The sequence below is a fragment of the Paraburkholderia sp. SIMBA_030 genome (genome assembly GCF_046535245.1).
Taxonomy (GTDB): domain Bacteria; phylum Pseudomonadota; class Gammaproteobacteria; order Burkholderiales; family Burkholderiaceae; genus Paraburkholderia.
Genome location: NZ_JAWRXB010000009.1, coordinates 156,938 through 169,774 on the forward strand (window position 1 = coordinate 156,938; position 12,837 = coordinate 169,774).

Genomic DNA, 12,837 nt, shown 5'->3' on the forward strand with positions numbered 1-12,837 from the left:
TTGAGCGCGCCGTACCGCACCCCAGCCGCCGTGGAGGAAACAGCATGCTGATCGACTTCTTTTATTCGCTGCGCGCGGCCAAACTGCCGGTGTCGGTGAAGGAATACCTGACGCTGCTCGAGGCGCTGAAAGCCAACGTGATCGCACCGTCGCTCGACGACTTCTACTATCTCGCGCGCATCACGCTGGTCAAGGACGAACAGTACTTCGACAAGTTCGACCAGGCGTTCGGCGCATATTTCAACGGCGTCGCGCAAGCCTCGGCGCCCGCCTTCGACGTCCCGCTCGACTGGCTGAAGAAGAAGCTGCAACGCGATCTGTCGCCCGAGGAGAAAGCGCAGATCGAAGCGATGGGCGGCCTCGACAAGCTGATGGCGCGCCTCAAGGAACTGTTCGACGAACAGAAAGAGCGCCACGAAGGCGGCAGCAAATGGATCGGCACAGGCGGCACGTCGCCGTTCGGCAACGGCGGCTATAACCCGGAGGGCGTACGCATCGGCGGCGACGCGGCGGGCAATCGCAGTGCGGTCAAGGTGTGGGAAGCGCGCGCCTACCGAGATTACGACGACCAGCTCGAAATCGGCACCCGCAATATCAAGGTCGCGCTGCGCCGCTTGCGCCGTTTCGCGCGCGAAGGCGCCGCCGAAGAGCTCGATCTACCCGACACGATCCGCAGCACCGCCGCCAACGCCGGCTGGCTCGACCTGAAGATGGTGCCGGAGCGGCACAACAAGGTGAAAGTGCTGATGCTGCTCGACGTGGGCGGCTCGATGGACGATCACATCAAACGCACCGAAGAACTGTTTTCGGCCGCCAAGGCGGAGTTCAAGCACCTTGAGTTCTATTACTTCCACAACTGCGTGTACGACTTTCTGTGGAAGAACAATCGCCGCCGCCACGCCGAACGGGCGCCGACGTGGGACGTGCTGCACAAGTTCACGCCGGATTACAAGCTGATCTTCGTCGGCGATGCGACGATGAGTCCGTACGAAGTGCTGCAACCGGGCGGCTCGGTCGAATACAACAACCCCGAAGCCGGCGCCGTGTGGCTGCGGCGCCTCGCGGATCATTTCCCGCATCATGCGTGGCTGAATCCGGAGCCGGAAGGCTTGTGGGCGTATCGGCAGTCGGTCAGCGCAATCCGCGAAGTGCTCGGCCACCGCATGTATCCGCTCACGCTCGCCGGCCTTGAAACGGCCATGCGCATGCTGAGCAAATAATCGCGTCGCGCTTTATCCTCAACTATAAGAAAGCATCTGCATGAGTCCGTCTTCATCGCCTGATTTGTCCCCTGTCACCGCATTGCCCGGGCGTCTCAAACCCTTCGCCGACACCTCGCTGTCAGCCGTCGTCGCCGGCTTCGTCGCGATGATGACCGGCTACACCAGTTCGCTGGTGCTGATGTTCCAGGCGGGCCAGGCCGCTCACCGTCGGCACGGCCGCCGCCGGCGGGCTCGGCTTGCTCGATTTCAGCCGCTTTCATGTCTCGCACGGCATCAATCTTGCGGCGATCACGGCGGCGATCTGCACCGGCCCCGAGGCGCACGAAAACCGCAACAAGCGTTACACCGCGGCGCTCTGGTGCGGCATTTTCTATCTGATCGCCGGGATCTTCGGCGCCACCATCGCCGCGCTGTTCGCAGCCTTGCCGAAGGCGCTGGTGGTTTCCGTCGCCGCGCTGGCGCTGTTCGGCTCGATCATGAGCGGCCTCGCCAACGCGATGCACGACCCCAAACAGCGCGAGGCGGCGCTGGTGACGTTCATGGTGACTGCCTCGGGCCTCACCCTGCTGTCGATCGGCTCGGCATTCTGGGGACTGGTTGCGGGCGTGCTGACGCAACTGGTGCTGAACGCGCGCCGCGGCTGAATCGTCGACGAAAAAAGTGGCGGAAATCCGCGTGAACGGTTCGCCGGGGGCAACTGTCAATACTGCATCAGGCGATCCGCCATAGAATAGAAGTATCCGGCAGCGTTTCCCCGCAACATGGCGGGCCAACGCTGCAGCGTGACCCGCGTCCGCCAGGGCTTTTGGTATTTTTTGTACTTTTTGTCCGGCGGCGACCTCATTTCTCCTGAACCACGGCGCACCTGCGCCCTGAAGGCTCGAACATGACAACCGCACTCGACCAACTCAAGCAATACACCACCGTCGTGGCCGATACCGGCGACTTCCAGCAGCTCGCCCAATACAAGCCGCACGACGCGACCACCAATCCGTCGCTGATTCTGAAGGCCGTGCAGAAGGACGATTACCGTCCGCTGCTCGAAAAGACCGTGAAAGAGCACGCGTCGAAACCGGTTGGCGCGATCATCGATCATCTGCTGATCGCATTCGGCACCGAAATCCTCAAGATCATCCCGGGCCGCGTGTCGACCGAAGTGGACGCGCGCCTGTCGTTCGACACGCAGGCATCGATCGCCAAGGGCCGCGAACTGATCGGCCTGTACCAGCAAAAGGGCATCGGCCGTGAACGCGTGCTGATCAAGCTGGCTTCCACCTGGGAAGGCATCCGCGCTGCCGAAGTGCTGCAGAAAGAAGGCATCCACTGCAACATGACGCTGCTGTTCTCGCTCGCGCAGGCGGCCGCCTGTGCCGAAGCGGGTGCGCAGCTGATTTCGCCGTTCGTCGGCCGCATTTACGACTGGTACAAGAAGAACGCCGGCAGCGCCTGGGACGAAGCGAAAGACGGCGGCGCCAACGATCCGGGCGTCAAATCGGTGCGCCGCATCTACGCGTACTACAAGAAGTTCGGCTACAAAACGGAAGTGATGGGCGCGAGCTTCCGCACGCCGGGTCAGATTCTCGAACTGGCCGGCTGCGATCTGCTGACCATCAGCCCGGATCTGCTGCAAAAGCTGCAGGAGAGCACCGAGAAAGTCGAGCGCAAGCTGTCGCCGGAGCTTGCCACGGGTGCCGACATCGCGCGCGTGCCGGTCGACGAATCGTCGTTCCGTTTCCTCGTCAACGACGAAGCGATGGCGACGGAAAAGCTCGCCGAAGGCATTCGCGCATTCGCTGCGGACGCCGTCAAGCTGGAAAAGCTGATCGACGCGCTGCGTTAAACCCGCGTTCTTCGCTTCAGCGCGCGGCCCTGAGCCTTCCGGTTCAGGGCCGCGCGCCGTTTCCGGCGGCGTCTTATCGGGTCTACGTCAAGCCCACCGCCCTTCCAGCATAAAGTCACAATTGCTGCCACGACGGACGACTACAATCGTCTGCACGCCCGCTCCTGCTGGCCGCCGGCCGAAGGAACGCGGCGCCGCTGACCCACATTCCGGGAGACGATCATGTACGTTCAGCCTTACGTATTTTTCAACGGCCGTTGCGAAGAAGCGCTGAAGTTTTACGGCGAAGCAATCGGCGCCGAAGTGTTATTCCAGATGCGCTTCAAGGAGGCGCCGCCTGACGCGCAGAGCCAGCTGCGCCCTGGCACGGAGGACAAGATCATGCACGCGAGCATCAAAAGCGGTTCGACGACCTGGATGGCGTCCGACGGCCACTGCGACCCCGATGCCGGTCCGATGAACGGTTTCAGCCTGTCGCTGACGGCCGACGACGCGGCATCGGCCGAAAAATACTTCAATGCACTGGCCGACGGCGGAAAGATCATGATGCCGTGGCAAGCCACCTTCTGGAGCAAAGGTTTCGGGATGGTAGAGGACCGCTTCGGCCTCGGCTGGATGGTGACGGTGCCGGAGGAGTAAGGCCCTCACGCTTGCCGAGTGCGGCTGCGGCCACCGCGGTCGGCCGCGGCGGACTGCGCCGCCTCACGCCTTCGGCAAGGTCCGCGTGTGCCGTTCGATGTTCCAGTTCGGCTCGGTTTCCAGCAGCAAGGCGCGCAGCCGGTCGACCTGTTCGGCCAGCCGCTGTCCGAGCCAATAGGGCCCTTGCAAATCGGATGGCAGCTTCAACGCCGCGCCGGGCAGCGCTTGCGCGAGCGGCGACGCGGGCGGAATCCTGAAATGCGTCGCGCGGCCAAATCGCAGGCCGCGCGACGTCGCCAGCAGGATGCCCCGCACGGCGCGCACCTCGACCCCGCACTCCTGTGCAAAAACGGCGCGCGCCACGGCGTTGGCGCGCATCAGCGGGCCGGTCGCCAGCAACTCCAGCGAACTGAGCACCGAGCGATGCAAACGCTGGATTTCTTCGAGCCGCGCCTGCGGCACATCGATCTCCTTGGCCACCGAGGGCATCAGCGAGCGCAACTGCACCAGCCGCTTATTGATCCGCAGAAAACTTTTGACCTGCTCGTCTTCGCTAATGGTTTCGCCTTGTAGCAACCGTGCGTAGATCCGCGCGCATTCGCGCAGATTGTCGGCGAGGCCGTAGCGCCACGAATAGGTTGCGTGCAGCGGCAGCGCGAACGAAAAGGCCAGCGCGATCACGATGCCGATCAGCACGTTCAGCGTGCGCCACAGGCCGACGTCGATCGGATTGTCGCCATGGCCGGCGACGATGCACATCGTGATCGCCGTCAACAGACCGATATAGCCGGACGAGCCGATCGCGAACCACGCGCAGATCGCGGCGACGATCGACATCAGTACGTAGGTGAGCGGCAGCGAGCCGATCAGATTCTGCTGCAGGATCAGCACCAAACCGATCGACGCGCCGAGCAAAGTCCCCGCCGCCCGTTCCGCCGCCTTCTTGCGAATATTGCCGTGATGCTGCAAACCGCCGATCACCACCAGCAAGGTCACCGACGACCAGATGCCGTGCGGGATGTCGATACCGGTCGTGGCGAGAATCGACACCAGCATCGCGAGGCCGACGCGCAGACTATGCAACACCCTTGCATGGCGATAGCGGTAATACGGCGATGCGACCGCGCGCACTATGCGGCTGATGGCCGAACGGCGGGCAATCACAGTGTGGGAATCGGCAGAGGCCATGGCAGCGCGACGGACGCTTTGAGGAAAGGTTTCGCTATCGTGCACCAGAGTGCCCCGGAACGACAAACGCCCGCAAACTTTCGTTTGCGGGCGTTTCGCCTTGAAGCGAAGTAGAGCGGCTTGCTCAGCCTTCGACCACGTCCAGATAGTCTTCCGGACGGGTACGATCTTCGGCGCGCTGCATGCCGAGCACACGCACCAGAATACTCACCACCACCGCCACCACCAGGTTCACGACCAGCGACCACACGGCCGCGTAGCCCGGAATCGCGAAACCGAACAGGTGAATCGTGAAGATCGAGCTCGCCAGCTTCAGCGAAATCGCCATCCACGTGCCGGTTGCGATGCCGGCCGCCCAGCCGAGCAGCAAACCGCGGTAGTCGAGCATGCGCGTGTACAGACCCAGCACGATCGCCGGCAGCGTCTGGATGATCCAGATGCCGCCCAGCAACTGCAACTGGATCGCGTAGGTGAGCGGCAGCCCCAGAATGAACGCGACCGCGCCGACCTTGACGATCAGCGACACCAGCTTCGCGACGTTGGTCTCCTGTTCATGCGACATGTTGCGGTTGACGAACTCCTTGTGGATGTTGCGCGTGTACAGGTTCGCTGCCGCAATCGACATGATCGCCGCCGGCACCAGCGCGCCGATGCCGATCGCCGCGAACGCGACGCCGACGAACCACGACGGGAAGAAGTGCAGGAACAGCGCCGGCACCGCGAAGTTCGGGCCGAACGCCTTGAAGTACGGCGCGAATTCCGGCATGTCCTTCACGCCCGCTGCGAGCGCCATGAAACCGAGCAGCGCGAGCAGACCGAGCACCAGCGAGTAAGCCGGCAACATCGCCATATTGCGGCGGATCGTGTTACCCGAATTCGACGACAGGATGGCCGTGATCGAGTGCGGATACAGGAACAGCGCCAGGGCCGAGCCGATGGCGAGCGTCGCATACGCGCTGTAGCCGTTCAGGCTCGATACGTCCGGCGCCTTCAGCAGCAGCTTGGCGGGCGGCACCACGCCGAAGATATGGCCGAAGCCGCCCAGTTGCGGCGGAATCACGATGATCGCGGCGGCAATCGTGATGTAGATCAGCACGTCCTTGACGACCGCGATCATCGCCGGCGCGCGCAGGCCCGACGTGTACGTGTACGCCGCCAGAATCGCGAACGCGATGATCAGCGGCAGATCGCCGACGAAGCCCGTGGTGTCGAAACCCAGCGCGCCGATCACCACTTCGATACCGACCAGTTGCAGCGCGATGTACGGCATCGTCGCGAGGATACCGGTCACCGCAACCGCGAGCGCCAGCATCCGGCTGCCATAACGGGCGGAGACGAAGTCGGCCGATGTCACGTAGCCCTGACGTTTGGCGATGCTCCACAGTTTCGGGAACACGACGAACGCGAACGGATAGATCAGGATCGTGTACGGCAGCGCGAAGAAGCCCGTGGCGCCCGCGCCGAACACGAGCGCCGGCACGGCGATGAAGGTGTACGCGGTGTACAGGTCGCCACCCAGCAGAAACCAGGTGACGATTGTGCCGAAGCGCCGGCCGCCGAGGCCCCACTCTTCCAGATGGGCCAGATCGCCGCGCCGCCAATGGGCCGCGATAAAGCCCAGAATGGTGACGCCGACGAAGAACAGAACGAAGACGAAAGTTGCGGTGGCGTTCATTATTGTGCGCCCCCTTGCGGGCGGCCCGTCGAACGGGTCTTGGTCTTGAAGTACACGAGCGCCGTGATGACCGCGCTGATCAGCACCCACAGGAGCTGATACCAGTAGAAGAACGGGAAGTCGAACAGTTGCGGTTCGACCTTGTTATATGACGGCACCCAGATCATCGCGACCCAGGGCAGCAGCAGCAACCATAGCCAGTGCTTGCTGGCTTTGTTCGCGTCGGCGTCGTGAGCCATGACGTCTCCTCCTACCTATTATTGAAATGTTGGCCCGTGTTTTGACGGGTGGCGGTTTCCGCAGCGGGTGGCCGCCGCCGGATAAGCGACAGGCGCCCCGAAAGCTTCGAAAGAGTATAGGAGCCGCGAGCGTGCGGTCAAGCAGGGACGACCCGAGGCGGGGCGGTGCTTTGATGCAGATGGGGCAGACGGTTCGAGGCCGGGCGGCCCTACGCCGGGTGGCCGGGCGAGCCACCTTGCCCGGCCCGGCTGCTTCGATCGTCAGATCGAGAACGAGGTGCCGTTCTGCCCGGTCGATTCCTGCAGTCCCTTGATCCACTTGCGCGCCGGCAGGCCGAGTTCCGCTTCGATCAGTCTCGCGCGCGCTTGCAGCGCCGTGAACGGCACGTCGAGCGCCGGGCCCGAGAGCGCGATCGCGATGCGATTGCCGTCGTGCACTTCCGGCAGCGCGACGACGCGGCCGTCGAACGCTTCGTTCAAACGCTTCATGTTGCGCACGAAGCTCGGATGATCGCCGAACAGGTTCACCGTCACCACGCCCGCCTCGGTCAGACACGCGCGCACCGCACGATAGAAGCCGACGCTGTCGAGCACCGGGCCGCGCGCGGTCGCATCGTAGACGTCGACTTGCAGCGCGCCGATCGTGCCGTGGTTGGCGCGGTCGTTGACGAAGTCCCACGCGTCGGTTTCGTGCACGGTCAGGCGTGCATCGTCGGGCGGCAATTCGAACATCGTCCGCGCGGCGACGACGACGGCCGGATTCAACTCGACCGCCTCGACCTTCGCGCGCGTCAGGAAGCGGTGGGCGAACTTGGTCAGCGCCGCTGCGCCAAGACCGAGTTGGACGATGCGCCTGGGCGTTTCGATGAACAGCAGCCAGGCCATCATCTGCTGCGCGTATTCGAGTTCGATGTGATCCGGCTTGCGCAGACGCATCGCGCCTTGCACCCATTCCGTGCCGAAATGCAGGAAGCGCACGCCGCCCTCTTCCGAAAACGTGACAGGCGCGAAACGCGGCTTGCGCGGCGCTTCGATTTGCGGCGCGTCGTGCAGATCGTCGTCGTGTAGCGCGCGCTTGTTGTTGCGCACTACTTTCTGTTTGCTGCTCACGGCGTCAGCGCCTTGATTACGGAAAGCGCGCGCTTCAGCCGAAGCGCGCTTGATCAATTTCGTCATGTAAGGATGTCGCGCCAGAGACGCAATTTTTGGTCGAACGAGAGCATAGCATTCGCCGGACTCGACGAAGGCAATACGAGGGTGGCGTAGCCGGCTTCGCCGATCACCGGCGCGAAGCGGCCTGCTGTCTTGCCGTTGAAGCAGACTTTGCGCAACAGCGGCGCATGCTCGCGCAGCGATGCGAAGTCATTCGGTTGCGCGTTGCGGATCGCCGCATCCAGACTTCCCTCGCGATGGCACGCTGCGAGCACGTCCCATACACCGATGCCATGGACCAGTACGCGCCTGAGACGTTCTTCGTAAGCGAGCCCGGGAAGCGGTTCGTCGAGCACCGTGCCGAGCAGGCACCAGAACTGGTTACGCGGATGCGCGTAGTACTGCGTCGCGGCGAGCGACGCCTCGCCGGGAAAGCTGCCGAGAATCAGCGTATGTGTATCCGCGGCGGCGACGGGTGGAAAGCCGCGCAACATTAGCGGCTCGCCTCGCCGGGTGCGCGAAACACGGGATGCGCGCGCGATGCGATGTGCTCGAGCGGGCGGCCATGTTCGCGCGAACGTGGATGCGCAGCGTGCAGCGCAGGCGCGGATGATTCACCCGACGACGAAGCCAGATGCGCCCACAGCGCAGGCAGCATGCATTCGGTCACCATCAGCGGCGCGCCGTGGCGTTCGAACACCGAGCGTCGCGCGACCAGCGCATGCGGCGGCGCCGCGCCGATCTCATGCTGCGCCAGCCGGTACAGCGGATGACGCGCCGTCAGCCTGCGGCTCACTAGCGACGAACGCGCGACGCTGCTATCGCTGTACAGCAACTCAGCGAGCGGCCGGGTGCGTAACCGCCGCGTCGCCTGCCACACGCCGACGCTCGCCGCGAGAGGCGCCACGCTATGCGCGGCGACAAACGGCACGCCGTCGACCGACAGCACCACCTCCCGAATCCACGCCGGTGCGCGCGGCGCGATGCCGAGCGCGGCGGATTCGTCGGCCCACGGCAACGCGACGGCTTCGCGCGTGACGCGCACCGCGACAGCGCCAAGCATGCCCAGATGCGCGGTCAATGAACCACCGCGCGTCAGCCAGTCTTTCTGGGCGGCGCTAAAGCCGGGCAAGGGCGCAACGCGCCAGTGGGCGTCGGCGGCATCGAAGCGGATAGGCATGGTGTCGGATTATTCAAGCTCACCACGCAAGCTCAACCCGCGCGCGCCAGCAACAGCGCATTGGTACGCTTCACGAAGCTCGCCGGGTCTTCCAGCGCACCACCTTCGGCAAGCAATGCCTGATCGAACAGCAGATGGCACCAGTCATCGAAGTTCGCGCTGTCCGCATGCAAGCCCTTCACCAGCGCGTGCTCCGGGTTCACTTCGAGAATCGGATGGAACGACGGCGCCTGCTGCCCCGCGGCCTTCAGCATACGTTGCAGATAGCCACTCATTTCGCCATCGTCCGCGACGAGGCAGGACGGCGAATCGGTCAGGCGGAACGTCAAGCGCACGTCCTTCGCCTTGTCCTTCAGCGCTTCCTTCATCTTGTCGACAAGCGGCTTGAATTCTTCGCCAACCTTTTCCTGCGCCTCTTTTTCTTCGTCGTTCAACGCGCCCAGATCGAGATCGCCGCGCGCGACGCTTTGCAGCGGCTTGCCGTCGAATTCGTTCAGGAACGACAGCATCCATTCGTCGACACGATCGGTCAGCAGCAGCACTTCCACGCCCTTCTTGCGAAACACTTCAAGATGCGGACTGTGGGTCGCGGCCTGCCAGGTGTCGGCGGTCACGTAGTAGATCTTGCTTTGCTCGGGCTTCATCCGCGCGACGTAATCGGCGAGCGAAACGGTTTGCTCGGGCGAATCCGTATGCGTCGACGCAAAGCGCACCAGCTTGGCGACGCGCTCGCGATTGGCGAAATCCTCGCCGACGCCTTCCTTTAGCACCTGGCCGAATTCCTTCCAGAAGCCGGCGTACTTTTCGCGGTCGGCATCGTTGTCCGAGTTGGCCAGATCTTCGAGCATCGACAGCGAACGCTTGGTCACGCCTTCGCGGATCGCCTTCACGTCGCGGCTTTCCTGCAGGATTTCACGCGATACGTTCAGCGGCAGATCGCTCGAATCGACCACGCCCTTTACGAAGCGCAGATACGCGGGCAGCAGTTGCTCGGCGTCGTCCATGATGAACACGCGCTTCACGTACAGCTTCAGGCCGCCGCGATGATCGCGATTCCACATGTCGAACGGCGCGTGGGTGGGCACATACAGCAGTTGCGTGTACTCGCTGCGGCCTTCGACGCGGTTATGCGTCCAGGTGAGCGGATCCTGATGATCGTGCGACAGATGCTGGTAGAACTGCTTGTACTGATCTTCGCTGATGTCGTTCTTCGAACGGGTCCACAGGGCGCTGGCCTGATTGACGGTCTCGTCCTCGTCCTTCGTGACCATCTCGCTCTTTTCGGCGTCCCACTCTTCCTTCTGCATCAGGATCGGCAGCGCGACGTGATCCGAATACTTCTGGATGATCGACTTCAGACGATGCACCGACAGCAGGTCGTCTTCATCGGCGCGCAGATGCAGCGTGATCGTCGTGCCGCGTTGAGCGCGCTCGATCGTCTCCACGGCAAAATCGCCCTCGCCCGCGCTTTCCCAGCGCACGCCTTCGGACGCCGGCAAACCGGCACGGCGCGTTTCGACCGTAATGCGATCGGCGACGATGAAGCCCGAGTAGAAGCCCACGCCGAACTGGCCAATCAGCGCCGCATCTTTCTGCTGATCGCCAGAGAGTTTGCCGAAAAATTCCTTGGTGCCCGAACGCGCGATCGTGCCGAGATGCGAGATCGTCTCGTCGCGGCTCATGCCGATGCCGTTGTCGTCGATGGTGACGGTGCGCGCGGCCTTGTCGTACGACACACGGATGCGCAGATTCGGATCGTTTTCGTACAGCGCGCTATTTTCGATCGCTTCGAAGCGCAGCTTGTCGGCCGCGTCGGACGCGTTCGAAATCAGCTCGCGCAGAAAGATTTCCTTGTTGCTGTACAGCGAATGGATCATCAGGTGCAGAAGCTGTTTCACTTCTGCCTGAAAGCTCATGGTTTCTTGTGCCATGGTCGGACTTCCTCTCTGTTGCGAATGGGGTTCGGGTCAGGCGTGGCGCCGGGCGACTGGCGGGCCGCGCCCGCCGGCGCGCCGGGCCGCCGGATCGTCCGCCTAGCTGGGGACGATCCGGCGCGGTTTCAAGAGGCGCGCCGCGCGACGCCGTCCAGATAGCGGCACAGGAACGCCGACAGCTCCGGATCGCCGCAGTTGGCGATATTGAAGCGCATCCACGTGGTCGGCGATTGCTGCGGCGAAAAGAGGCTCCCAGGCGTCAGCAGAAAGCCGTCTTCATGGCCGGCCGCCGCCAGCGCGTCCGCGTCGACGCCCGTGTCGGCCCACAGGAACATGCCTGCCGTCGGCGTCAAAAACAGCTTCATGCCGGTCTTCTCGAGCATCCGCACGGACTTTTCCCGCACGCCGTCCAGCCGTGCGCGCAGCCGCTCGACATGCCGACGGTAATGGCCTTCGGTGAGAATCTTGTAGAGCACGCGCTCGTTCAACTCGGGGCTCGTCATGCCGACCAGCATTTTCTGATCGCTGACGGCCTTGGCCACTTCCGGCGAGCAGGCGATGAAACCCACGCGCAGATTGGGCGCGAGCGTCTTCGAAAAGCTGCCGAGGTAGATCACGCGCTTCAACTGGTCGAGACTCGCGAGGCGCGTGCCCGGATAGCTCGGCGGACACAGATCGCCGTAAATATCGTCTTCGACGACGATGAAGTCGTAGGCTTCGGCAAGTCGCAGGATGCGGAACGCCTGCGCGGCCGTGAGCGAGGTGCCGGTGGGGTTCTGCAGCACCGAATTGATCACCAGCATTTTCGGCCGCCACGTCTGCACCAGCGATTCGAGCGCGTCGAGGTCGGGACCGTCCGGCGTATACGGCATGCCGACCAGCCGCGCGCCCTGCGACGCAAAGCGTCCGAACATCTGAAACCAGGCCGGATCGCCGACGATCACCGCATCGCCCGGCTTCACGTAAATGCGCGAAATCAGGTCGATCGCCTGGGTAATCCCGGAGACCATCACGATCTGCTCGGGCGACGCGCCGATTTCCAGCTCTTCCAGCCGCGTCTGCAACTGCTGGCGCAGCGGCAAAAAACCCAGCGGCGTGCCGATCCCGAGCATCTGCGCGCCGCTTTGCCGGCCGAGCGTGCGCAGCGCGTTGGTGATCAGATCGCCGTCGAGCCAGCGGCCCGGCAGGTAGCCCAGCCCCGGACTGCGCTCGGGGCGCGCGCCCGTATGCAGCATATTGCGCAGCAACCAGACGACGTCGATCGTGGCCGGCGCAGGCGCGGCTTCGGCGATCGCGTGGACCTCGCCCGAGGCCGTGCCGCCGAGCCGCTCGCGTACGTAGAAACCCGAGCCGCGCCGTGACTCCAGGCAGCCTTGCGCCACCAGCCGTTCATACGCCTCGACCACCGTGAAACGCGACACGCCCTTGTCGAGCGCCAGCTTGCGAATCGACGGCATGCGCATACCCGGGCGGAACACCCGCTCCTCGATGCGGCGGCGCGCCCACTGGACAAGCTGCTCGACCAGCGTCAGCGACGCTGTATCGTGCGGGGCGGGAATCTGGGCAAGCGGGACGGACATAACGGGCTCCAACTGTACCGAATAGTATCGAATCGATTGTACCGTTACTGTGCCGGTCGCCGCCGCTACATTTGAGACACGCAGCGGATCACGGCGCCGCCCGACCCAGCGCCGAGCCACAAATTGAAGATAGCGGCGCAATCGTCGCCGCGGCCGGCCTCGCCTGCCGGTCCGGCGAACGGTTATG

General features: G+C 63.7%; 11 protein-coding genes and 1 pseudogene. 4 read left to right on the forward strand and 8 right to left on the reverse strand.

All coding sequences use genetic code 11. From position 1 onward, the window contains the following. The first annotated feature begins 44 nt into the window (after positions 1-44). The 4 genes and pseudogenes from SB772_RS17335 (at position 45) to SB772_RS17350 (ending at position 3,702) form a co-directional block, all read left to right on the forward strand. Complete coding sequence (locus SB772_RS17335; protein ID WP_410834455.1) at positions 45-1,220, forward strand: vWA domain-containing protein; 1,176 nt, start codon at positions 45-47, stop codon at positions 1,218-1,220. Positions 1,221-1,486: 266 nt separating this feature from the next. Continuing rightward, positions 1,487-1,867: pseudogene (locus SB772_RS17340) on the forward strand (benzoate/H(+) symporter BenE family transporter); the annotation flags it as partial. 242 nt (positions 1,868-2,109) lie between these two features. Next, positions 2,110-3,063: a transaldolase gene (tal, locus tag SB772_RS17345; protein WP_410834456.1), complete on the forward strand. Its 954-nt coding sequence runs from the start codon at positions 2,110-2,112 to the stop codon at positions 3,061-3,063. A gap of 222 nt (positions 3,064-3,285) precedes the next feature. Next, positions 3,286-3,702, forward strand: coding sequence for a VOC family protein (locus SB772_RS17350; RefSeq protein WP_410834457.1), 417 nt, complete (start codon positions 3,286-3,288; stop codon positions 3,700-3,702). A 63-nt stretch (positions 3,703-3,765) separates the two neighbouring features. On the opposite strand, the gene SB772_RS17355 is transcribed toward SB772_RS17350, so the two are convergent. The 8 genes from SB772_RS17355 to SB772_RS17390 form a co-directional block, all read right to left on the reverse strand. After that, complete coding sequence (locus tag SB772_RS17355; RefSeq protein ID WP_410834458.1) at positions 3,766-4,890, reverse strand: FUSC family protein; 1,125 nt, start codon at positions 4,888-4,890, stop codon at positions 3,766-3,768. A gap of 124 nt (positions 4,891-5,014) precedes the next feature. Beyond that, the gene (gene mctP, locus SB772_RS17360) at positions 5,015-6,565 is read right to left on the reverse strand and encodes a monocarboxylate uptake permease MctP (protein ID WP_410834459.1); all 1,551 of its coding nucleotides are present in this window, start codon (positions 6,563-6,565) and stop codon (positions 5,015-5,017) included. Then, positions 6,565-6,804, reverse strand: a complete 240-nt coding sequence (locus tag SB772_RS17365) for a DUF3311 domain-containing protein (protein ID WP_410834460.1) — start codon at positions 6,802-6,804, stop codon at positions 6,565-6,567. Before SB772_RS17365 ends, mctP begins: the two co-directional genes overlap by 1 nt. 261 nt (positions 6,805-7,065) lie before the next feature. Beyond that, entirely contained in the window at positions 7,066-7,980 is a 915-nt protein-coding gene (locus SB772_RS17370; RefSeq protein ID WP_410834461.1) for a spermidine synthase, read from the reverse strand. Continuing rightward, positions 7,977-8,450, reverse strand: a complete 474-nt coding sequence (locus tag SB772_RS17375; protein ID WP_410834462.1) for a DNA-deoxyinosine glycosylase — start codon at positions 8,448-8,450, stop codon at positions 7,977-7,979. Before SB772_RS17375 ends, SB772_RS17370 begins: the two co-directional genes overlap by 4 nt. After that, positions 8,450-9,136 (reverse strand): chorismate--pyruvate lyase family protein, encoded by a 687-nt coding sequence (locus tag SB772_RS17380; RefSeq protein WP_410834463.1) that lies wholly within the window; start codon positions 9,134-9,136, stop codon positions 8,450-8,452. The genes SB772_RS17375 and SB772_RS17380 overlap by 1 nt, the downstream gene beginning before the upstream one ends. A 32-nt stretch (positions 9,137-9,168) precedes the next feature. Then, positions 9,169-11,067, reverse strand: coding sequence for a molecular chaperone HtpG (gene htpG, locus SB772_RS17385; protein WP_410834464.1), 1,899 nt, complete (start codon positions 11,065-11,067; stop codon positions 9,169-9,171). Between the two features lie 128 nt (positions 11,068-11,195). Then, on the reverse strand, positions 11,196-12,650 hold the full coding sequence (locus SB772_RS17390) for a PLP-dependent aminotransferase family protein (protein WP_410834465.1): 1,455 nt from the start codon (positions 12,648-12,650) through the stop codon (positions 11,196-11,198). Positions 12,651-12,837: the final 187 nt, after the last annotated feature.

Excerpts from the sequence above, each read along its gene's own strand:
- SB772_RS17335 (WP_410834455.1), top strand. The coding sequence starts at position 45 with ATGCTGATCGACTTCTTTTATTCGCTGCGCGCGGCCAAACTGCCGGTG.
- tal (WP_410834456.1), top strand. The coding sequence starts at position 2,110 with ATGACAACCGCACTCGACCAACTCAAGCAATACACCACCGTCGTGGCC.
- SB772_RS17350 (WP_410834457.1), top strand. The coding sequence starts at position 3,286 with ATGTACGTTCAGCCTTACGTATTTTTCAACGGCCGTTGCGAAGAAGCG.
- SB772_RS17355 (WP_410834458.1), bottom strand. The coding sequence starts at position 4,890 with ATGGCCTCTGCCGATTCCCACACTGTGATTGCCCGCCGTTCGGCCATC.
- mctP (WP_410834459.1), bottom strand. The coding sequence starts at position 6,565 with ATGAACGCCACCGCAACTTTCGTCTTCGTTCTGTTCTTCGTCGGCGTC.
- SB772_RS17365 (WP_410834460.1), bottom strand. The coding sequence starts at position 6,804 with ATGGCTCACGACGCCGACGCGAACAAAGCCAGCAAGCACTGGCTATGG.
- SB772_RS17370 (WP_410834461.1), bottom strand. The coding sequence starts at position 7,980 with ATGACGAAATTGATCAAGCGCGCTTCGGCTGAAGCGCGCGCTTTCCGT.
- SB772_RS17375 (WP_410834462.1), bottom strand. The coding sequence starts at position 8,450 with ATGTTGCGCGGCTTTCCACCCGTCGCCGCCGCGGATACACATACGCTG.
- SB772_RS17380 (WP_410834463.1), bottom strand. The coding sequence starts at position 9,136 with ATGCCTATCCGCTTCGATGCCGCCGACGCCCACTGGCGCGTTGCGCCC.
- htpG (WP_410834464.1), bottom strand. The coding sequence starts at position 11,067 with ATGGCACAAGAAACCATGAGCTTTCAGGCAGAAGTGAAACAGCTTCTG.
- SB772_RS17390 (WP_410834465.1), bottom strand. The coding sequence starts at position 12,650 with ATGTCCGTCCCGCTTGCCCAGATTCCCGCCCCGCACGATACAGCGTCG.